General features: G+C 66.6%; 15 protein-coding genes. 3 read left to right on the forward strand and 12 right to left on the reverse strand.

The genetic code is table 11. The features are described 5' to 3' along the window. The first annotated feature begins 57 nt into the window (after window positions 1-57). Entirely contained in the window at window positions 58-1,551 is a 1,494-nt protein-coding gene (locus C6Y53_RS08200; protein ID WP_106471990.1) for a caspase family protein, read from the forward strand. A gap of 36 nt (window positions 1,552-1,587) precedes the next feature. Here the strand turns inward: C6Y53_RS08200 and C6Y53_RS08205 are convergent, their stop codons facing one another. Beyond that, window positions 1,588-2,427, reverse strand: a complete 840-nt coding sequence (locus tag C6Y53_RS08205; protein ID WP_106471991.1) for a M15 family metallopeptidase — start codon at window positions 2,425-2,427, stop codon at window positions 1,588-1,590. 169 nt (window positions 2,428-2,596) lie between these two features. Between C6Y53_RS08205 and C6Y53_RS08210 the strand changes: the two genes are divergently transcribed. Then, a complete protein-coding gene (locus C6Y53_RS08210) occupies window positions 2,597-3,175 on the forward strand; it encodes an OmpA family protein (protein ID WP_106474014.1) in 579 nt (192 codons plus the stop codon). A gap of 45 nt (window positions 3,176-3,220) precedes the next feature. Then, the gene (locus C6Y53_RS08215; protein WP_106471992.1) at window positions 3,221-5,410 is read left to right on the forward strand and encodes a serine/threonine protein kinase; all 2,190 of its coding nucleotides are present in this window, start codon (window positions 3,221-3,223) and stop codon (window positions 5,408-5,410) included. Window positions 5,411-5,413: 3 nt separating this feature from the next. Here the strand turns inward: C6Y53_RS08215 and C6Y53_RS08220 are convergent, their stop codons facing one another. The 11 genes from C6Y53_RS08220 to C6Y53_RS08270 form a co-directional block, all read right to left on the reverse strand. Next, window positions 5,414-6,136, reverse strand: a complete 723-nt coding sequence (locus C6Y53_RS08220; RefSeq protein WP_106471993.1) for a PP2C family protein-serine/threonine phosphatase — start codon at window positions 6,134-6,136, stop codon at window positions 5,414-5,416. After that, window positions 6,133-6,813 carry a type VI secretion system-associated protein TagF gene (tagF, locus tag C6Y53_RS08225; RefSeq protein WP_106471994.1) on the reverse strand — a complete coding sequence of 227 codons (681 nt, stop codon included), beginning with the start codon at window positions 6,811-6,813 and terminating at the stop codon, window positions 6,133-6,135. Before tagF ends, C6Y53_RS08220 begins: the two co-directional genes overlap by 4 nt. Next, window positions 6,813-10,379, reverse strand: a complete 3,567-nt coding sequence (gene tssM / locus C6Y53_RS08230; protein WP_106471995.1) for a type VI secretion system membrane subunit TssM — start codon at window positions 10,377-10,379, stop codon at window positions 6,813-6,815. The genes tagF and tssM overlap by 1 nt, the downstream gene beginning before the upstream one ends. After that, window positions 10,376-11,791 carry a type IVB secretion system protein IcmH/DotU gene (gene icmH, locus C6Y53_RS08235; RefSeq protein WP_106471996.1) on the reverse strand — a complete coding sequence of 472 codons (1,416 nt, stop codon included), beginning with the start codon at window positions 11,789-11,791 and terminating at the stop codon, window positions 10,376-10,378. The genes tssM and icmH overlap by 4 nt, the downstream gene beginning before the upstream one ends. A gap of 16 nt (window positions 11,792-11,807) precedes the next feature. Then, window positions 11,808-13,148, reverse strand: coding sequence for a type VI secretion system baseplate subunit TssK (gene tssK / locus C6Y53_RS08240; protein ID WP_106471997.1), 1,341 nt, complete (start codon window positions 13,146-13,148; stop codon window positions 11,808-11,810). A 21-nt stretch (window positions 13,149-13,169) separates the two neighbouring features. Beyond that, window positions 13,170-14,693 (reverse strand): type VI secretion system-associated FHA domain protein TagH, encoded by a 1,524-nt coding sequence (gene tagH / locus C6Y53_RS08245; RefSeq protein WP_106471998.1) that lies wholly within the window; start codon window positions 14,691-14,693, stop codon window positions 13,170-13,172. An 8-nt stretch (window positions 14,694-14,701) separates the two neighbouring features. Beyond that, complete coding sequence (locus tag C6Y53_RS08250) at window positions 14,702-15,007, reverse strand: PAAR domain-containing protein (RefSeq protein WP_106471999.1); 306 nt, start codon at window positions 15,005-15,007, stop codon at window positions 14,702-14,704. Continuing rightward, the gene (locus tag C6Y53_RS08255) at window positions 15,004-15,615 is read right to left on the reverse strand and encodes a DUF6931 family protein (protein ID WP_106472000.1); all 612 of its coding nucleotides are present in this window, start codon (window positions 15,613-15,615) and stop codon (window positions 15,004-15,006) included. Before C6Y53_RS08255 ends, C6Y53_RS08250 begins: the two co-directional genes overlap by 4 nt. Before the next feature lie 8 nt (window positions 15,616-15,623). Further along, a complete protein-coding gene (locus tag C6Y53_RS08260) occupies window positions 15,624-17,789 on the reverse strand; it encodes a type VI secretion system Vgr family protein (RefSeq protein ID WP_106472001.1) in 2,166 nt (721 codons plus the stop codon). Window positions 17,790-17,864: 75 nt separating this feature from the next. Then, entirely contained in the window at window positions 17,865-21,653 is a 3,789-nt protein-coding gene (gene tssB, locus C6Y53_RS21390; RefSeq protein ID WP_106472002.1) for a type VI secretion system contractile sheath small subunit, read from the reverse strand. Further along, on the reverse strand, window positions 21,650-22,504 hold the full coding sequence (locus C6Y53_RS08270; RefSeq protein WP_106472003.1) for an ion transporter: 855 nt from the start codon (window positions 22,502-22,504) through the stop codon (window positions 21,650-21,652). Before C6Y53_RS08270 ends, tssB begins: the two co-directional genes overlap by 4 nt. Window positions 22,505-22,513: the final 9 nt, after the last annotated feature.

A 22,513-nucleotide genomic window follows, 5' to 3' on the forward strand; every position in this document is an offset into this window, starting at 1 on the left:
TGGCCGCAGTCGTGATAGGTTCGGGCCAAACGCGATACCAAGGGCATTTCTGCATCCATGTTCAGACATTTCACGATTGTTCTTTTGTTCACCGCGATCGTGGCCGGCCCGGCGCTGGCCGCCTCCGACCGGGTCGCGCTGGTGCTGGGGCTGAGCGACTATCGCACCATCACGCCGCTGGACAACCCGCGCAAGGATGCCACCGGCATGGCCCGCGTGCTGGACCGGATCGGGTTCGACGTGACGCTGGCGCTGGACCCGACCGGGGACGACATGCGACAGTTGCTGGACGATTTCGCCTTTCGTTCGGAAACCGCCGACCTGGCGCTGATCTATTACGCCGGTCACGGGGTCGAGGTGCAGGGCGAGAACTTCATGATCCCGGTCGACGCGGATGTGAAATCGAACCGCGACGTGCAGCGCCAGTCGGTTTCGCTGAAACAGATGCTCACGGCGGTCGAACGGGCGCGCAAGATGCGCATCGTCATTCTCGACAGCTGCCGCGACAACCCGCTGGGCGACCTGCTCGATACGGTCGATACCGGCGCGTCCTCGTCCGCGCCGGGCGACAGCCGTGGCGGCGGCGGGCTGGCGGTGGCGAACCCCGATCGCGGCACGCTGGTGGCCTATGCGGCGCGCGACGGTCAGGTGGCGCTGGACGGCACCGGCGAAAACAGCCCCTATGCAACGGCGCTGATGGAAAAGATGGCGCAGCCCGGTGTCGAGATCAGCCTGATGTTCCGGCAGGTCCGCGACATGGTCCTGCGCGAGACCGGCAACCGGCAGGAACCGCATACCTACGGGTCGCTGACCGGCGTGCCCTTCTATCTGGCCGGGGCCGCCGAAGGGCAGCAGGACGTGGCCGATGCCAGCACGCTCGACGCCTGGTCGTCGATCCGCCCCGACCAGGAGGAACAGCTGCTGGCGCTGGCCGAACTTGGCGACACCCGGTCGATGCTGGGTCTGGCCTATATGCGGCTGAACCCGAACCAGGGCCGGTTCGACCCCGTCGAGGCGGTGTCATTCCTCGAACGGGCCGCCGCGGCAGGATCGCCCGAGGCGCAGTTCGAACTGGCCAAGCTCTACGAGCGCGGCACCGGCGTCCCGGTGAATGAGGCCCGCGCGCTCGAACTATACCGCGCCGCCGCGAACCAGGATTTCGCGGATGCGATCAACGATCTCGGTTTTCTCACCTACCAGGGCGGGCTGGGGCTGGATCCGAACCCGCAAGAGGCGCTGCGGCTGTTCGAACGCGCCGCCGACCTGCGCCACCCGCAGGCGCAGTTCAACTTTGCCGCGCTGATCGACGACGGGCATATCGAAAGCAAGGGGCCGAAGGATTCGGCGCATTATCTCTATGAAGCGCTGCGTTCCGGCAGCCCCGACGTCCTGAACATCCTGTCGGACCGGCCGACCATGTTCACCCGCCAGACCCGCCGCGCGCTGCAAACGACGCTCAGGGACAACGGGTTCTATGCGGGCGGCATCGACGGAGAATTCGGCCCCGGCACGCGCAAGGCGATCCGGCTGGCCTTTGGCCTCGAGGAATAACCCGAAGCCACCGCCGGCCCCGGAACCGGCACCCGCCTAGAGCATGCCCGCGGCCAGCCATTCGTCCAGCTGGCGGCGGCTGACCTCGAAATGCATGCTGTCCTCGCGCCGGAACCCGGCGCCCCAGACCCAGCCTTCCTCGCGGAAGAAATCGGCCAGGATGGTCAGGCCCAGCTGGGTCTTGCCATCGGTGAAATTGTCCAGGTGCCCGTCGATATTGAGATCCAGCGCCAGCCCGTAGCTGTGGGTCGACAGCCGGTCCTGCGTGCCCCTGATCCGCCGGACACAGAGCGACCCCGAGGTGTTGATCCGCGCATAGAGGTCGGGATCTGCCCGTTTCACGTTCTCGAACACGCGGGCCAGCGATTCGGCGGCGGGCCTCAGCATCCGCACCCGGATCGGCCCGACCTGTTCGAGAACCAGCTTTTCGGCCAGCGCCGCATTGGTCATCGCCTCGCACTGGTCCGACAGAACCTCGCGCGGGCGGCCGAGCTTGGCCTCGAGATAATCCGGCGTCGCCACCTTCAGGCCCCGGTTCACGTTCAGCCGGTCCGCGATCAGCACCACCTGCGCATAGGCATCGAGGATCTCGTTCGGCCCGGTTCCGCGCAGGATTTCATCCTCGGCATCGGGGTCGGCGGCCATCGGCGCCTGCATCCCCCCCGCCGACAACCCGGCAACCGACCGTTCCAGCGTCTGCATCCGGGCCTGCAGGTCCTCGACCTGCTGGCGCAGCATCTCGACCTCGATCCGGGCCCCCGAATCAACCGCCGAGCCCTGGAAATCCTGTTCGGACAACAGGAGCTTCAGCCCGAAGAACACCGCTGGCGCCAAGACCAGCCCGATTGCAATGATGACCGCCGGGAGAACCCGCATCCGACCTCCTGAATTCCCGCGCAATTCAGCCCATCTGCCCATTGAGAGTAAAGTATTTTCTGGGCGAAACACACCGGCCGGCACAAAATCTTGACCTTTGCCCGCGCAGGGGCTGTGATATATTCGTATCGGTAACCTTCATTTCATTCATTCAAGGGTAATGACAACCATGGTCCGCCCCAGCAAGATCACCATTTTCATCGCGGCAGCCGGGCTGGCGCTCGCCGCCCCGTTCGCCGTTTCCGCACAGTCCGAAACCGAAATGACGGCCGAAGAGATGACCCAGGCCTTCAAGAAACAGAAAACGCGCGGGCTCGTGATCGTACCATCGGGCGGCGACCAGCCTGCCGCGGCAACCGAATCCGCATCCGTCACACCGGCGGCGACCCCGGCCTACACCGCCGTGGACCAGGCCGATCAGGTGAATGTCCAGATTTCCTTCGATTTCGACAGCGCCGCGCTGCGGGCCGACCAGAAACCGAAACTGGCGACGCTCTGCCAGGTCATGAAATCGGTCGACGTGTCCGTGTTCCAGATCATCGGCCACACCGACAGTTCGGGCGGGGCCGCCTATAACGAACGGCTGTCGCTGCTGCGCGCCGAAGAGGTCAAGCGGCACCTGGTGTCCGATTGCGGCATTCCCGATGATCGGCTGCAGGCCATCGGCATGGGCGAAAACGCGCCCTTTGACAGCGCCGACCCCGGCGCGGACGTGAACCGCCGCGTCGAATTCCAGGCCCTGGGCTGAACCGCTGGGCACATCCATGAACAGACAGGGCGGAGAGGACGCGCCGTGATCGATTCCCGCCCCGGCGATGCCTTCCAGCCCGGCGATCTGGTCAACAACACCTATCGCATCGAGAGCCTGCTCGGACGCGGCGGGACCTCGGATGTCTACAAGGCACGGTCCGAGATCTCGGGCCGGCTGGTGGCGCTGAAGGTGCTCAAGGCCGAGTTTTCCGGCAATGACGACTACCTGGTGCTGCTCACCCGCGAAGAGGGCATTCGCGAGGTGCGCCACGACGCGGTGGTGCGCTACTCGGAGAACCACCGCACCGAACACGGGCTCGTCTACCTGGTCATGGACTATGTCGAAGGCCCGGCGCTGGACCGCAAGCTGAAACAGGGGCCGATGCCGGCCGACGAGATCCTGACCGTCTGCCGCCGCGTCGCCGAGGGCCTGCAGGCCGCGCATGACCGCAATATCGTCCATCGCGACCTGAGTCCCGACAACATCATCCTGCGCGACGGCGACCCGGCGCAGGCGGTGATCATCGATTTCGGCATCGCCAAGGATACCAACCCCGGCGCGGAAACCATCGTCGGCAACGAGTTTGCCGGCAAATACGCCTATGCCGCGCCGGAACAGCTCAGCGGAAACACCGACGCGCGGACGGATATCTATTCGCTGGGGGCGCTGTTGCTGGCGAATTTCCGTGGCGCTTCGCCCGATATCGGCAACAGCCCGATGGAGGTCGTCACCCGCAAGGCGGAACCGCTGAACACCGAAGGCGTCCCCGAGCCGCTCAAGACCCTGATCGACCGGATGACCGCCCCGGAGCCGGAAAACCGGATGCAGAGCGCGGCCGAGGTGCTGGCCTTTCTGGACGCGCCCGATGCAGCCCCGCCCGCCGCGCCATCCGATGGCGGGGCCGACCCGGACGCCACCGTGATCGTGCCCCGGGCCCGGAACGCGGACGCGCCCGCCGCAACCGTGGCACCCGCCCCGGACCCCCGCGACAAACCCGCGCCTGCCAGCCGCGGCGAAACCCGGTCGCGCGGCGGGCTGTTCGCGATGCTGGCCGTGGTCGTTCTGATCGCCGCCGGGGCGGGGGCATGGTTTTCGGGGGCGCTGGACGGGCTGCTGGGGCCGAAATACCCGATTGCCGACCCCTATACGCTGATCGCCGAGAAACGCGATGGCGACGGGGTGAACCTGACCGGCCATGCCCCGTCAGAGGACGCGCTGGCCGCGCTGGCCGGGTTTGCCGAAACCGGCCTCGGCACGTCGGAGCTGCAACTGGCCAGCGGCGATATTCCCGACAGCTGGGGGGCGGACGTGCTGGCATTGCTGCGCGACATGGATGGCCTGAACGCCTGGCGGGTGGTGGTCGATGGCAGCAGTGTCGACATCACCGGGTCGACCGCGGACAAGGCGTTGCAGGAACGGTTGTCGGCTGCGCTCGCCTCGGGCCTGCCGGGGGCGTTGACGGGTCGCGCGGAAATCACGCTGGTGCCGCAGTTCCTGGCACCGGACGAGGTGCAGGCGGAACTGGACGGGCTCGCCGATTGCGGCCCGCTGACGCTGCCCGGCGTGCCGCAGCTGGGCTATGGCCCGCAATCGGCGATCACCGTGACCGGAAAGGTGGCGGGCACGGCAACGCGGGTGCAGCTGTTCGACGGGCTCAGGGACCTGGCGGGCGACCGCAACGTGGTCGTGGATGTCGAGGTTCTGAACCCCACGCTCTGCCTGATCGAAAGCCACCTGCCCACCGCCCCCGCCGGCGGGATCGCGATCGGGTTCACGGTCGGCGACCGGGACGAACCGAACCCCTCGGGCCGGTTCTTCGTGGGCGAGAACCCGGTGATCGACCTGACCCTGCCCGCGGATGTGACCGACGGATACCTGTCGGTGTCGATCCTCGACGTGTCGGGCAACGTGTTTCACCTGCTGCCGAACATCAACCGGCAGGACAACGCGGTGGCCGGCCTGCGCGGCGGCCGGGATGGCGATGTCACGGTGCGGGTGGCCTATCCGGTGGCCGATGCCGGGCCGGGGCAGATCGCCTTTACCGTCGATGACAGCACGCTGGGCAAGAGCAAGATCCTGGTCCTGCATTCGACCGCCCCGCTGTTCGACGGGATGCGGCCCACCTCGGAATCCGCCAAGGGCTATGCCGAGGCGCTGCAGGCCCATGCGGGCGTCAACGGCACCCGCATCCTGTCGCTCGACAGCCGGATCCTGGAAACCGCGAAACCCTAGCTTTCAGATCACGTCCACGACGATCACGCTGATATTGTCGGCCCCGCCGCCCGCCAGCGCCAGTTGCACCAGCTCGTCGGTCACGGTTTCCAGCGGCAGCGATCCCAGCATCCGCGCCAGCGTCGCGACCCCCGCATATTTGGTCAGCCCGTCGGAACACAGCAGGAAACGGTCGCCCGGCCGGATCTGCCCGCGGATCTTGTCCAGTTCGAAATCGTCGCCGATACCCACGGCGCGGGTGATCGCGTTGGATTGCGGGTGGTTCTCGGCCTCGTCCCAGCTCATCTGTCCCGCCAGCACCAGCCCGGCCACCACCGAATGATCGGTGGTGAGCATCTCGATCTCTCCCGCCCGCAGCCGGTAGAGGCGGCTGTCGCCGGCCCAGAGACCGACGAAATGCCCGTTGGCGATCATCAGCGCCACCACGGTGGCCCCGATCGTGTTGCCGCCGCGGGCCGCGGCCTCGGCCTGGATCGCGCCATGGGCCGCGCGGATGGCATCGCGCAGTGCGTGCATCCGGGCGGTCGGGTCCAGCCCCGCGGGGATCATCGCCACCGAATCCGCCACCAGCCGGCTGGCGAAATCGCCGGCATCGTGTCCGCCCATGCCATCGGAGACCAGCCAGATGTCATGCCCCGGCAGCGCCAGAACCGAATCCTCGTTGACCTTGCGTCGCAGACCGACATGGGTCTTGGCGTTGTATCGGAACCTCGCCGGCCCGGTCATATCGGCCGCGCCTCGGACCAGATCGGCGCGGTGAGGCTGAACAGCCCCAGCGCCTCGTCGCCCTGCGGCAGGCCTTCGCAGATCATCAGCCGAGGCACGCCGCCGATCACCGCGCTCCAGAGGCTGGGCCGGTCGGTCCGCGCGGCCAGCAGGTCGGCGGCCAGATCGGGCAGGAGCCCGCCGGGCCCCGGCTGGGTCATCACCAGCCCGCGCGCCGCCGCGCGCAGCGGTGCGCAGTCGCGCGGACCGGGAACCGGCACCTGCGCCAGATCTTCGGCCAGCCGGTCACGGGTCATGCCATCGTCGAGCGCGGCCAGCGCCACATCCTCGAGCCTGGCAAACAGTCCGGCATCGGCGAAATGATCCAGCGCCGCCGGGCCCGGCCCCGGCAGCCCGGCAACCAGCGTCAGCGGGAACCGCCGCCCGACCCGGTCCACCGACGGCATCAGCACGCCCTGCGCCTTGCGCGGCCCGGCCAGCCCCGGCGACAGCGAGAACCGCCAGATCGGCGCCGACATGTAATGGGCGTCCCAGTCCGGACCAAAGGCCGACTGCGCGGCGAGCAGCGTCTGCTGCACCCAGTCGTCCCAGACCGCGACGAACCCCTTGGGCGGGGACAGGCGAAAGAAATCCCCGACCGCGGGCATCTTGCCGAAAGCGCCGAACCCTGCCTCCATCACATTGACTTCGGGCAGCTGAACTTGGCCAGCGCCGGCAGCGCGAACGGGTTCAGGACCGACCCGGACTGAAGCTGGAAGATCGCGATGCGCCCGCCGATGTTGAAGATCACCCTCTTGCGGTCCGAGGCGTTGGTCTTGCGCACCTCGGCGGCATCGAGCAGCCGGAACCAGGCCCAGGGGCCATCGCGCGACACCTGGCTTTCCAGGTTGCGCTTGTCCGGGGCAAAGGTCACCCGAGCCATGCCGACGGTCCCCGGCCAGGTCACCGCGACCGGGTTGGGCTGGGCCCGGTGCTGGAACGGCACCTGCTGGCCGTCGATTTCCAGCAGCACCGACTTGGCCTTGGGATCGAGCGCCTCGGGGGTGATCTGGAATTTCACCGCCGCGTGGGGCGATCCGCCAAAGAAGGTGTCCTTGATCTCGGCCGCATATTGCATCTGCTGCAACACCGAGGGCGAAATGCCCAGATCGACATCGTTGACCCGTTTCCAGGTCCAGGGCCGGCTGCGCGTATCGACGAATTTCAGCAGATTGTCGTTGAAAAACCCGTCGATCAGCCCGCCCGGCGCGAACAGCTTGGAGAAGTCGGCCATCGCCACGTCGGCGCGCGCCCGGCGATTGAACGGGTAGCGGTCGGTCAGCGCCTTTTCGCAGAAGGGCAGCACGCTCGACTGCCAGCGCGCGTTGATCGAGGCGCGGGTGCCGTCCGCGGCGATACCCGACGATCCGGCGATGATCTGTTTCGACCAGCGTTCCATCGGCCCGTCGATCCGGCTCGCCACCTGCTGGAACTGCGCGATCGCCTCGCCGCTGGCTTCGCTCGAGGTCACGCCGGAAAAGGACATCGAGTTGAGCTGCTTGTAGACATCCGTAAGGACGCCCAGCAGATCGTCGAGCTGCGATGGCTGGCCTTCGGGCCGGGCCACCAGTTCGTGCAGCCAGCGGAACCGTTCCTCCACATAATAACCCGGCGGCCGGGGCGGTTCGCCGGTATTGGCCGCCGCCGCGCTGGTCAGCGCCTCGAGGATGATCTGGCTCTGGATGCTCAGCTGTTGCCGCGCCTCGATGCTCAGCACCGTCTTGGCGCCGCTTTCCAGCGAATCGGTTTCCAGCAGCGACCGGTCCTCGGTCAGCTTGGTTTCGTTGCTGATCTCGGTCAGAAGGTTGCGGATCGGCGAGGTTGGGCCGGACAGGACATTGGTGATCTCGGCGGCATGCGACAGCGACTCCATCGGCATGATGTCGATATCGCCGAGGATGCCATCATAACGCGCGATATAGTCGTTGTAATAGAGGTCGAGCACATCGCGGCTGAGCTGCAACAGCGCGCCTTCGGTCTGTTCCGCCTCGCCGCGCGGCCCCAGAACCCAGCTTTCGCGCTGCACCCGCCCGGCGACGCTGACCGCCTCGGGCAGGAACACGTTGTTGAACCCGTCATAGGTGAAGATGCCCTCGATCCCCTCGTTGAGCGGCTTGCCCGAGGACCGCACCAGCGCCCGCGAAACCGCGGGGCCGCCGGCCTCGGTGATCCGCCATTTCGGCAGAGCGGTGGCGGTCGCGCTGTTGATGATGCCGTTGTAGACCCGCTGCGCCAGCGGCATTTCCGACAGGATGCCCTGCACCTGTTCGACCATCGGGCCGTTCAGCGCGACCTCCTGCATCGGCTGCGACAACAGCGCGTCCAGGTGGCTGGCCAGGTCGGCGCGCAGATCCTGCCGGGCGACGCCGGGATAGGCCAGCGACCAGTCGAGCTGCATCCATTCCTTGACCAGATCCGCGTTCATCGGTCCCTGCAGGCCCAGCATCAGATAGATCTTGAGCGCCTCGTAGAGCAGGTCGGGGTTGTTCACATTGGCGCCGATCTGTTCCTCGAGCCGCAACAGCAGGCGCGGCAGGAACCGCTGGTTCAGCGCCGCGCGATAGGTCTGTGCGGCCTGGGTGCCGACCACCTCGCCCTGGTAGAGCCCGTAGCGAAGGCGGCCCTCGGGCGCGGGATCGTCCAGCACCGGGTTGCCCGGCATGTCGCGCAGGATGTTCAGCGCCTGCACCACCGGCGGCAGGTCGGTGTCGCCCACCGGGCTGGGCGGCAACGTGGCGGCGGCGGCCTGATACTGGCTGACATGGTCTTCGGCGGCGGCCAGCAGTTCGGTATTGCCCAGATAGCTGCGCACCCAGATCGCGCCGGTGGCCAGCGCGATCAGAACCGTCGCGGCGATCGCGGCGCGCCGGGTCCAGCGATAGCGGCGTTCGACCTTGTCATCCGCCGAAACCAGCCCGGCCTCGTTGAAGATCACCGTTTCCAGCAGGCGCGTCAGGAAATAGGACCGGCCCGACCCCTGCCCGCTGCCGACCGCCTGACGGCCGATGCCGAAGGTCTGCGCCATGCCCAGCATCAGCCGGTCGATCGGCGTGCCTTCCTGCGTGCCGGAGGTGAAATAGACCCCGCGCAGGGCGTGGCGATGCTGATAGCGGTTTTCCTGGAACACCTCGTTGAGGAAATCCCGCGCCACCCCGCGCATCGACGCCACCTGGGCCGGGAACCCGGCGATCAGCGCGCGTTTCTGGTGATCGGTTTCGGCCTGCATCCGTTCGAGCGATTGCGCGTTCAGCTGCCCCAGCAACTGCGCGAATTCATCGTCGAACCCGGCGACCGGCGATGCTTCGCCCTTGCCGCTGTCGACCGGCAGGGTAAAGCCCCAGACCTGTTCGCGTTCCTCCTTGCCCAGATGGTCGAAGAACTCGGCGAAGCCGGCGATCAGGTCGGCCTTGGTGAACAGAACATAGACCGGGAACCGCACCCCCAGCCGTTCGCGCAGCTCGTTGAGCCGGCGGCGCACCGCCTCGGCATGGGCCTTTTGGGTGATTTCGTCCTGCAGGCAGAGGTCGGACAGGCTGATCGCGACCATGGCGCCGTTGATCGGCTGGCGCTTGCGGTATTTCTTGAGCAGGGACAGGAAGCCCAGCCAGGCGGCATTGTCGGTCTCGGCATCGCTTTCCTGGGTGGTATAGCGCCCGGCGGTGTCGATCAGCACCGCCTCGTTGGTGAACCACCAGTCGCAGTTGCGGGTGCCGCCGACCCCGCCGATGGCGGATTTGCCCATCTCGGCGGCCAGCGGAAACTGCAGCCCGGAATTGACGATGGCCGTGGTCTTGCCCGCGCCGGGCGGGCCGATCATCACATACCACGGCAATTCGTTCAGATGCCGCCGCCCGTTCTTGGACTTGCGCAGCGCGGTGATCGCGTCCCTGAACTTGGACTTGAGCTCGCCCAGTTCCTCGGCGGCGATGTCGTCCTCGGGCGCGGCGGCCTCGGCGACCTCGGCGATCTCCTCGGCCATTTCCTTGTCGCGCTTGCGCCGCCGCAGGAAGATGATCAGCATGATCAGCCCGAAGATGAGCCACAGCACGCCGATGGTGATCAGCCGGGACAGGATGCCGTCGAAGGGCCGGAATTCGCCCCAGCCGATGAAGGGGGCAAAGAACCAGACGCAGAGCGACAGCACCAGCGCGGCGAAAAACAGGGCAAAATAGATCGAGCCGAGAACCTTCAGAACCGCCTTCATCCGTCACCCTCCTGCACCAGCAGCACCTCGATCCGGCGATTTTTGGCCCGCCCGTCTCGGGTGGCGTTGTCGGCGATCGGTTCCTTGTCGGCGCGGCCTTCGGCCGACAGCCGCGACGGATCGTCCATCACCCGCGCCATGCCCTCCATCACCGATCTTGCCCGCGCCAGCGACAGCGCCATGTTCGACGGGAACCGCGACGACCGGATCGGCACGTTGTCGGAATGGCCGACCACGATCACCGGCCCCGGTTCGTCGTTCAGGGATTTCGCCACCCGGTCGATACGCGCCACGAAATCCTTCTGCAGCGTGTCCGAGCCCGACCCGAACATGCCGGTGCCGGCGACCCGGATGATCAGCGTGTTGCCCTTGCGGAACACCTCGACGATGCCCTCGTCGATCTCTTCCTGCAGGAACCCCTCGACCTTCAGCAACTGCTGTTCGGCGGTGGGCGTCGCCGGGGTCGGCGGCGGTGGCGGCGCGCGGCGCTGAAGCTCGGCCACGGGTCCCGAATCGATCACCGACAGCTGCCCGACCACCCGTTCGGTCGTGCGCGACAAGGCCCAGGACAACCCCAGGAATTCCGCCACCAGCAGCCCGGCGGTGACGCCCAGCGCGATCCAGACGACCCGCCAGGCCGACAGCGCCTTGAACGGCTTGGTCACGCCTTCCCAATGCGGCGACAGGTCATGTTCCAGCGGCCCGCGCTGCGCTCGGATGATCCGCGCCAACGCGGCCCGGATCTGCTGGTGTTTCTCGCTGCCGCCCTGTTCGACGCGCAGGCGGCCCTCGAACCCCAGCGACATGCACATGTAGAGGAATTCGAGCAGGTCGATATTGTTGCCCGGTTCCTTTTCCAGCCGCGCCAGCAGGTCATAGAACCGGTCGCCGCCCACGGTTTCGCGGTGAAAGGTGCCGACCATGGATTGCAGCCCCCAGGACGACTGCCCGCCCCAGGGCGTGTTCAGCACCACATCGTCCAGCGTCGCGCAGAGCGCATAGCGCGCCACCTTGACCGTCTGCGCCGGGATACCCGCCTGCAGGGCGCGGTTTTCAAAGGCGCGAACCTCGGCCACGACCGATTGGCGCAGCTTTTCCGGATCCATGTGCTGGGCACGGTTGCGAATCCGGCTGATCAGCGAAAACAACGGGCTGGCGCAGGCGATCAGCCGGTTCATCCCGGTCATCGCGATGGCCGGCGCCTTGGCCCCGGACCGCCGGTCCTGCGGCGCGGCCGCCGATTGCGGCACCCCGAAGGCGTCTTCGGCCGGGGCCGCCGGTTCGGCGGGGGCGCTGGGCTGCGGCGCCGCCGCGGGTTGCGCAGGCGTGGCCGACAGCCGCCCTCCGGGGTTGGGCTTGATCACCGTCTTGTCGGTGTCGTCCGGTTCGGCGAACGGGTCGTCGTCGATCATCGTCCCAATCGGCTCCTCAGCTGTTCCGGATCGCCCAAAGCTCCATCTTGAGCCCCGGATACTGCCCCGACACATGCACCGCTATGCCGCCGGAGGTCGTCATCTTGCTCCAGTACGGGCTGTCGGCGTCCATTTCGAAGTATACCACGCCCGCGTGGTAGGGGATCTGCCGCGGCGCGACCGGCAACGGGCGCAGGGTGATCCCCGGCAGCGCCGAGTTGACCAGTTGCCGGATTTCCTCGACCGGGCCGATCTTGGCCTGCCCGGCGAAATGGCGGCGCACGTCCTCGGACGGCATGTCCGCATCCACCGCCAGCACGAACCCGGCATTGCCCAGCAGCTTGCGGTCCGCGATCACACCCACGCTGATGCCGTATTTGCGCGCCTCCAGCGCGATCGGGATCGCGGTCTGTTCCAGCACCGAGCTGAGATATTGCCGCAGCACCCGGATCAGCGGCGTGAAGCTGCGGGTCAGGTCGTCATGGCGATAGGGCGGCAGTTCGGGCGGGTATTTGTCGGCGGTCATGAACACCGACAATTCGCCGGCGAGCGCCGCGCAGGTGCGGAACAGGTCCTCGGGGTGCAGGTTCTCGATCGTGGTCAGGTGGCGCACCACGGGCAGCATCCGGTTGATGATCGTCAGCAGCAGGAAATCCGACACCTCGGCCACGCCGCGCGCGCCGCCGGATTCCGACAACCGCCCGGCCAGCGCCTGCATCCGGTGCGACAGCAGCCCCTCGAGTTCGCGCAGGAACCCGTCGAGCGGCGCGGCGGCGCGGATATCGAGACAGGACGGTATGAACGCCTGGTCGAGCACGATTTCCTTGTCGGGGCGGACCTCGATGATCCGCGCCACCGGGATCGCCAGCCGGTCGGCCAGGTCATCGACCGCCAGCGCGAATTGCAGCCGGGTCTTGCCCACCGCCAGCGTCGTCGGCTTGCGGTCGCGGCCCATCGTGTCGGTCACTTCGAGTTCCGAGGGCCGCAGCCGGCTGGCCGACATCTCGGCGCCGCTCAGGTCCACCTCGACCGCGCCCTGCCGCCGCTGCGGCACGGTCAGGTAGACGATGCAGTCCTTGATCGTTTCCGGCACCTCGAGCGCCGGGGGATGGTCGTCGGAGGACGGCACCCGGAACACAGTTCCGTCCTGGGTCAGACCGGCGCAGGATTTCAGCGCGATCTGCCCGACCTTGAGCACCTCGTCATCCAGTTCCAGCGCGCTCAGCCCCCAGGCATAGGGGCGGATACGCCGGGCCAGCCCGGTCACCAGCGCCTCGGTATAGCGCTCAGATTGCTGGAAATGATGGGGTTGCAGGAACAACCCTTCGGTCCAAAGCACCTTGCTGTCCCAGGACACCTGTTTCCCCCTCTTCTCGCGCTACTTCAGCTTCTGGAGCTGTTCGGAATACGCGCGTGCAAATTCGCGGCTGAACAGGTCGTGAAAATCGTTCTCGGCCTGGTCGGAAATATCCGCATACATCTTTTCATACACCTCCCAGTACCGCGCCTTCTTGCCTTTCAGGAGGCTGCCCAGCGCGCCACTGGTTTCGATCCGGCCCGCCAGCACCTCGGGGTCGAGCTTGAGCAGCACCCCGCGCAGTGCCGCCTCCATGCCGGTCAGCATGGCGACCTCATGCGCCTTGATGTCGTCGAGCGCCTGTTCGGCGGCCGATTCCGGGCCGAGATAGCCACGCGCGGCGGGCTTCACCATCGCCTCGATCGCCTGTTCCGGGCTGACCGAGAATTTCAGCGGGTTGTTGCCCCCGGCAGAAATCATCGTCTGTTCGATGCGAAACTCGCTCTTGATCGAGGTGCGGGTCATCAGGATTTCCCGCATGCCCGTGACCAGCGTTTTCATCACCCGGCCCATGCGCGCCATGGTCCGGGCCGGGTCCTCGTCCGCCAGTTGCACACCCTCGGCGCCCAGCGCTTCGAGGAACGCCCGCAGCAACGCATCATCGCCGGTCGCCGCCGGTTGCGGCGCGGCCGGCTGTGCCGCCTCGCGCTCGGCCGCAGAGGGCGGGGTCGCACCGCGCGACGGCGGGTCCGGCCGTTCGGCCGCGGCGGGCACGGTCGTCGGCTCGGCATCCGGGTCGGCCGGCGGTTCGGGCTGGTTTTCGGGCGGATTTCCGGGCGGAGTTTCAGACTGTGGCGCCGGGACGACCGAGGGCTGAGGCGGCGGCGCGGCGGCAGGCGGGTCGGGATTGAGAAAATCGTCGTCCCAATCCTCGGGGATCAGGCTCTGCCCCGCACCCTGACCGGTCCCCTGTGGCGAAAAGGCATCCTGCCCCGACGGGTTGTGCATGGGCTGCGCGGGACCGTCGCCGCGCCCGTCATCGGGCTTGCCGAAAAACGGGTCTTCCTCGTCACCGATCGGCGGCAGCAATTCGTCGATCGGGTCCACCGGATTGAGCTGCGACGGCCCGGTGGGCTTGTTGCTGCCGCCCAGCAGGTCGTCGAGAAAATCGCCTTCGGGACCGGCATCGTCCAGCAGCGCCATCGGGTCGGGCGCGTTTTCGGCCCGCCCGGGCGACACCGACCCCTGCGCCGCCGGAGCGGCGATCAGGTCGTCGATATCGGGCAGGTCGTCGCTGATCTCGACCAGCAGCTCATAGCTCCCGAGCGCCAGCACATCGCCGTTGTTCAGCGGCGTCGGCGTGCGTCCCAGCGGGATCTTGGAATAGTTCAGGAACGTGCCGTTCGACGACAGGTCCACGATCACGATGTTGCCGTTGTGGTCCTCGATCACGCAGTGGCTCTTGGACAGGGTGCGGTCGGGATCGGGCAGCACCAGGTCATTGGCCGGACCGCGGCCCACGGTCAGGCTACCGCCCTGCATCTGGATCGGGCGCGCATTGCCGGGCATGGTGCCCGAGGACTGGAATTTCAGCGTGACCGGCATTCCGGCGTTTATCCTCCCGTCAGCACGGTGAAATCACCCTTGGTGATCGCACCGCCGCACGCGGTAGAGTCGCCGACCCGGCAGGCCGGCATGTTCTGGATGATGACGGTGGCCGAAGAGCTGACATTCGGATGCGGCCCCGTCCCCGACGGGTGCAGGTCGCCGATCCGCGCCGCCGGCAGGTTGCCCACCAGAACCGTGGGCGCACAGGGCGGAATGATCGCCGACGTGCCCGGAACCGTCACCCCCGCGGGCGTGACCGAGAACATCGCGCACAGCACCTGGTCGGAGACGCGCGCCTGGGGTCTGGTCATGTTCCGGCCTCCTCTTGGGCTACTTTTGCCTCGACCCGCCCGCTGCCGCCGCGGGCGATGTCCACGGCCCGGTCGATCAGCAGTTGGCCATGTGCCTCGAATCTAGCAGAAAGGTGCTTCAAGGCCACCATGTTCATGGTGAAAACCGCCGCCTCGGCCGCGCCGGCGGGGGCGGGAAACTCCTTGAGATCGCCCGGACCCAGCGTGCCATCGGCATAGAGCACCGCGGTGGCGCAGTTCACCGTGTCGTCATCCACATAGGCGTGGTCCAGCGTGTTGCGCGCGGCGTTGCGGTTTTCCTCGGTCGGCTTGAACACCCAGATCTCGGACGCGGCCAGCGACGGCGGATCCTTGTCCGATTTCGGGCCGATGTAATCCCGTGCGGCAAGACAGGCCCACCAGACCCGTTCGCGCGGGGGCAGCAGCACCGACATCAGCAGCAGCATGTCGATCATCGCCTTCTTGCCGTCGAGTTCCTCCAGCACCGCCTCGGCGGATGCACTGGCGGGTGCATCGAGGCGGGTCTTCAGCCGGATATTCGCCCGCGCCAGCAGTTTTGCCGCCGGCTGGTCGGGCACTTTCACCATGTTCTTGAAACGCTCGCTCATACCGGCACCTAGTTGATCTTGGTGACGCCGCCCTTGAGCGTCAGCAACGTGTCGCCCTTGACGGTGGTCGTCGTACCCGACATCTCGGCCATGCCGTCGGCCGAGATCGTGACCATCGGTGCGCTGATCGTCACACCCGAATTGTCGATGGTGATGGAACTGCCGCCGACGGTCAATGTGATTTCCATGGCCGCCTCGATGGCGATCGACCCGGACGACACGCCGATGGTCAGGTCGCCCTGCTCGACCGTGGTGTCGTCATTGCCCGTCACCGTCTTGGTGTGATTGCCGCCGATGGTCTGGGTCCGGTCGGTGGCGATGTCGATTTCCTGGTTGCCGGTGGAGATGGTGAAATAATGGTCCCCCTCCTGGATGGTCTCGGTGACGTGGTTGCGGACCACCCGCGACACGCTGCCATCCTCGTCGTGATCCCCGGCATTGACCTCGTCGAGCCCGACCGTGACCACCGACTTGTTCTTGATCAGCACCTGGTGGTCCTTTTGCGCCTGGACGCGCATCAGTTCCTCGCCGGCCTTGTCGTCGAACATCAGCTCGTTATAGCCCTCGGCATCCTTGCTGCTCTGGGTCTTGATCCCCAGCTGGGTGGCATCCTGCGGATAGGTATAGGGGGGCATGGTGTCGGCATTGTAGAGCATGCCGGTGCAGATCGGCCTGTCGGGGTCGCCCTCCTCGAACTGGATCACGACCTCCTGCCCCATGCGCGGCACCGCGACAAAGCCCCATTCCTTGCCCGACCACGGCGTGACCACCCGCACCCAGCAGGACGAATTTTCATCGTCCTTGCCTTCGCGGTCCCAGTGGAACTGGATCTTGATCCGGCCATGTTCGTCGGTCCAGATCTCTTCGCCGTTCTGCCCGACGACGGTGGCGGTCTGCAGCCCGGTGACCCGGGGCCACGGGGTCGTCAGCGGCGCCCGGTACTGCACCGCCTCGGGGATCGCCCCGAACCTGGTAAAGACCGGGAACGGCATGTCCTTAATCTCGTCGGGGAAATCCCAGTTCCGTGGCATCAGAACCTTGGGTTCGTCCCCGTCCTTGGTGTCCCGGCCCGACCGGCTGGCGGTCCGGGCATCGCCGCCGCGCTCCCTGCCGCGCTTGCCGCCGCCCTGAAAACTGAACTCCTCCATGAAGTAATGGGTCGCCTGGGTGACGATGTAATCGCCGACATAGCCTTCGACCTTGGGCGAATATTCAGTTCCGTCCCGCAGGGCGAAGGACATCTTGCCGCCGGCGCACAGGGTCCGGATCATCCCCGTGCCGCGCATCTGGGCATACCGCGCCGCGTCCGCCTCCATCCGCACCTGGGCCCGCGCATTGCCCAGCGCCGAGACGTTGCGATAGCGGCCGGGATATTCGTAGACCTCGCTGCTGTTATGGGGGTTTCCGCCCGACTGGATCTGCTGAACCACGGTGGTATCCGCCGATGGCGCCTCGAAATCGAAATCGGCCAGCGTCACCTTGCCCCGCCGCATTTCGCCCGACACCGCCCACTCGGCGATCGCGTCCTCGTAGACGCGTTCCTTGTTCTTCAGCGGTAGATACTTGAACTCGGACCGCTCGGGGCAGTCCTCATGCGCGCTCAGCGCGTCGCACAGGATCATGTTCTCGGGAGAGGTCGAATCCAGCGCGTTGCGGAACAGATAGTAGATCCCCTCTTCTTCCATCAGCCGCGAGATGAAACTGAAATCGCTTTCCCGGTATTGCAGGCAATAGGTCCGGGTTTCGTAGGTGCCGGTCAGGCTGTCGGTATAGTCGGTCAGCCCCGCCTCATCCATCACCTGCTTGATGATCTCGACCGCCGTCTTGTTCTGGAACACCCGGCAGTCGCTGGTGCGCGTCAGCAGCCACAGCTTGGGCCGGAATTCGGCGGTGTAGAAATCGTAGGTGCCCTGGAATCCCAGATGTTCGACCGAGGTGCAGATGCCGGTTATGACGCGTTCGGCCTCTCCCTCGGTCTGCACATGCAGCCGCATGGCGCGGCCCAGGAATTCGTCCAGGTCGATATCGGGGCTCTTGCTCATGAACAGCACGCGCGCGCGGGTCAGCTTGCTGATCCCCTCGTCGACGATGGCGCTGTGCAGCATCAGGTCCTCGGACACATAGTCGCCCGACATCCAGACCACGGAATAGTCGGTCGCTTTGCTTACAGGCATACTCTTATCCTTTCGCGAATCACCGCATTCGGAAATCCGTTACTTGACTGAAATACCTTCATAAAATCAGCATCTTCACAAATCGTCCAGCAGTGCCGCCAACTCGGCGTCAATATCGCCGTCATCACTGCCGGTATCTCCCCCATCATCGAACCCGGCCAGCAATGCGTCAAGTTCGTCGTCGACACCGCCCGTATCGGCCCCCGTATCGCCCGCCGCATCGGCCCCTGTATCGTCATCCGCGGCCTCGGCCACCGGTTCGCGATCCCCGGTATCGGGTCCGGCCACGGGTTCCGGCGCCGCGACAGGATCGGGTGGCGATGGCGGCGGTGCGGGCTGGCCGGTCCACGGCCCGAGGATCTCGTCCCCCGCGACCGACCGGAACGAGGCCAGACGCACCTCGTCGCGCCCCTTGATCGACACCACCGGCATGAAACCGCGCCCCAGCGCGGCGGCGATCCCGTCCTCGGCCATGTTGCGTTCGGTGCAGGGCAACGCCACCTGGTCGCCATAACGGTCGGTCACATAATGGTAGGGCATCCCGCCCAGCGACATGATCGACCCCAGCCCCATATGGGCGCCGTTCTGCCGGAACGACCGCGCCAGCAGGATCGCGACCAGCAGCACCGGATTGGCCCAGAGCATGCCGCGCAGCCCTTCGGCCAGGGTAAATTCCTCGAATTCGAATTCGTAGATCGGTTCGGTTTTCGCGCCATAGGGCCGGCGCAGCAGGAACCGCGGCGTGACCAGCCCCAGATGGCCGGATTCCGGCATCGCCCGCAGCGTGTCCCAGGCCCGCGCCACCAGCGGATGGCGGTCCTCGTTGGCCGTGTCGAGAAACGCGGGCGTCATCGCGGCAAAGAACGGCGCATCGACATGGGCGGCCACCCGCGCGATCCGGCCCAGAAGCTCGGCATGGGGCGGCGTCTCTTCGAAGGTATAGAGCCCCAGCAGGGCGGAATAGCCGCCGCGCCCGTTTTCCTCGTCCAGCGGTTCACCGGTCAGCAGTTGCACCAACCCGGATTGCGACAGGTCATCCGCCGCCGCCTGGTCGGCGGCAATCTCGGCCGCCGAGACATCGTAGAGAACCACGTCCAGCGTGTCGTCGGTTTCGATCGACCGGGCGATCAGGTCGATCGACCGCCACTGCGCCTCGACCGACTGGAACTCCGGGTGGTGCAGCAGCAGCCGCATCGCCGAGGACAGCGCCTCGTCCACGGCCTTTTGCATCGCCTGCGCATCGGCGTCGGGAATTGCACGGATATGCGGCCCGACGATCCGGGCCATCAGATCGTCGAGCGGACCGGGCTGCGCCAGTTGCCCCGAGGTATCGCCGATCAGCTTCTGAAACTCGCTCAGCCGCAGGTCGGCGGGCACGGCGTTGCCGGCAGACCGCGTTTTCGGCGGCGCAACCCGCTGGCCGTGTTTCTCGCCCCAGTCCCGCAGGGTCGCGGCGGCGTGCCCGGCCGTGGCGCCGCTGGACAGTTGCTGTTTCAGCCCGGCCAGTTCCGCAAACAGCCTGACATTTTCATAGATCTCGTCGGGATGCAGGTCGTCCAGCCCGCCGAGTTTTACCGCGACGCCGGCCCCGTCCCGCCCGATCGGCAGCACCAGTTCGGTGGCAAAGCCCGCGATCACGTCCTCGGCGGTGTCGGGATCGAGCGGGATCGGCCGCCGCGCCGCGAGTTCGGCACCGGTGCCCAAATCGCCACGCACCGCGCGGCCGGTAAAATCGCCGAAAATCGCCATGCGGAACCGTTTGCGGTTCAGTTTCTGCGCATCGGGCCGGTCGGCGCTGATCGTGCCAAAGGCAAATTGCGGGTCCGCCGGACGGATGGCGCCGAGGTCCGGCGCGTCCTCGGAGGCCACCGGATCGTCGCCGGGCCGGGGCAATTCGTCCGTATCGTCTGCGGGCGGGGTCTCATCTTTGCCCAGCTCGGCCACGAGGTCGTCCAGATCCTCTCCCGGCCCAGATTCGGGTTCGGCATCATCGGATGCCCCCAGTTCGGCGAGCAGGTCGTCCAGATCGTCCCCACCGGTTTCCGGCTCGGGGTCGGCATCCCCCAGATCGCCAAGGAGATCGTCGAGATCATCCGACGCGGTATCATCGCCGCCCGCATCATCTGCGGCGGGGTCAGTCGCCTCGGGTGCTTCGGATACGAGCCCGTCGAGATCGGCGAGAAGATCGTCCGGCGTATCGCCACCGGCGGGTTCCGGTTCGGTGGCCTCGAGATCGGCGAGAAGATCGTCGAGATCATCCGCCTCCGGCGTTTCGGCTACGGGGGTTTCCGCATCGACTGGCCCATCATCCGGCGTGCCGTCCTCGACGGGCTCAGGGTCCGCCATGTCAAGACTGCCGAGGAGGTCGTCGAGATCATCATCCCCGTCGGTGACGGGTTCGGCACTGTCGAGCGTTGCAAGAACATCGTCGGTCGCAGCGTCCTGCACCGTGTCGGGCCCTGCCGTTTCAAGACTGCCGAGAATGTCATCCAGGTCCCCCTCTCCGGCGCCCTCCGGTTGGGTCTCATCCAGCGCGGCGCTTTCAAGCCCGGCCAGAACATCATCCGCCGGGTCGTCTTCGGCAGGCGCGGCTCCGCCCGCCTCGATGCTGCCGAGTATGTCGTCCAGATCATCGGCTTCGGGCGCGTCCGGGGTGGCATCCTCAAGACCGGCGAGAACGTCATCGGCTGTCCCGCCCGGATCGGCCTGCGCCTCGGTCGCCTCGATGCTGCCGAGTATGTCGTCCAGATCATCGGCTTCGGGCGTTTCGGATACGGGGGTCTCCAGACCCGCCAGCACATCGTCGGTTGCATCCGTGGCGGCGGGTTGGTCCGGTATCGCGGCCCGCAGGCCGTCCAGGGCCGCGCCGGTGTCATCTGCCGGTGTCGCGCTGCCCTCGGGCGCGGCGGCGGCCAGGCTGCCCAGCGCATCGGACACCTCATCGCCCACCGCATCGCCGGCGGCATCGGGCGGCGCCAGATCGCCGAGGCCGGACAACACCTCGTCTCTCTTGTCTGCGGGCCTGTCCGCCGGGTCCTCTTCGGGCGCGGGGGCCGCGTCGCGCAGCGCATCCAGCGCGGCACTGGCGGTATCCCCGGCAGCATCCCCGGCGGGCGCGTCGTCAGGCACCGCAGCGCGCAGCGCGTCGAGCGTATCGGATGTTGTGTCCACCGGTGCCTCATCATCCGGCACCGCAACCGTGCCGGGCGCGGCGGCGGCGAGACCGGCCAGCACATCGCCGGTGCGATCGGCCGGCGCGTCGCCCGCCGGGGCCTGCGCCTTCAGCGCATCGAGAACCTCGGCCGCGCCGTCCGTGGCGTCAGCCGTGTCGGGCAGCGCATCGCGCAGGGTTTCCAGCGCGGCGGTCATGTCCGCGCCGTCACCGCCGGTCCCGCCCAGCGCGGCGAGCAGACCGGGATCGTTCAGGATGGTTTCGATCAGCGTTTCCGCGCCGGATTTGCCATCCATATAGGTCATCAGGTTGGTCAGTTGCGTCCGCGCCTCGAGAAGCGGACGCAGCGCATCCACCCTGGCCGCGATCGCGCCGGGTGAAAAATCCGACATCTTCTCGAAGGTCAGATCGACCGCAAGGTTGCCCTCGCCCGTCAGCGTATTGGGCACCGAGAAGGCCACCCGCGGGGCCATTGCCTTCATCCGCTCGTCGAAATTGTCAACGTCGATCTCGACGAAGCCGCGATCCTCGACCGCGGGCGGTTCCTGTTTCGACTTGCCGGACAGGTCCGACAGCACACCCATCACGAACGGCAGCTGCACCTTTTTCTGCGCGCCATACAGTTCGACATCATATTCGATCTGGACCCGTGGCGCGCGGTTGCGCGCGATGAATTTCTGTGACCCGCTCATCGCCTCCCATCCTTCAGCGCCGCGACCTCGGCCCGGAGGGCACGGATTTCACCGTGCAGTTCCATCACATGTTCATCCACCACGTCGGTTTCCGATTTCACCAGTTCGCGCAGCTGTTCGAACTCGGCCTCGGCCTCGGCCTCGACCGCCGATTGCATGGTGTTGACCAGCAGGCCGATGAACAGGTTGAGCACCGAAAAGGCCGTGATCACGATGAAGGGCACGAAGAACGCCCAGGCGGTCGGGAACTCGGCCATCACCGGGCGCACGATGCCCATCGACCAGCTTTCCAGCGTCATGATCTGGAACAGCGAATAGAGCGACCGGCCCAGCGTGCCGAACCATTCGTCGAATGCCGCGCCATACATCAGCGTGGCCATCACCCCGAACACATAGAAGATGATCGAGATCATGATGATGACCGCGCCCATGCCCGGCAGCGCATCCAGCAGCGCCTGCACCACAGCCCGCATCTGCGGGATCACCGACAGCAGGCGCAGCGACCGGATCACCCGCAACCCGCGCAGCGCCGACAGGCCCGATTTGTCGGGCAAGAGCCCGACGCTGACCACGACCAGATCGAAAATGTTCCAGGCGCTGTTGAAGAACCGCAGGCCATAGGCATAGAACTTGATCAGCAGCTCGACCACGAAAATGGTGAGCACCACCCTGTCGATCACGGTCAGCAGCCCGCCGATGCTGTCCTGCATCGTCTGCGACGTGGACAGGCCCAGGGTGACCGCGTTGAAGATGATCACCGCCAGAATGGCATTGGTCACCTTCGGCCGCTCGATGAAATCGCGGGCGCGGGCGCGCAGTGTCAGGGTCCCGGTCTGGTTACTCGTCTCCATTCATTGCCT

This window comes from Pukyongiella litopenaei (assembly GCF_003008555.2).
Lineage (GTDB): Bacteria > Pseudomonadota > Alphaproteobacteria > Rhodobacterales > Rhodobacteraceae > Pukyongiella > Pukyongiella litopenaei.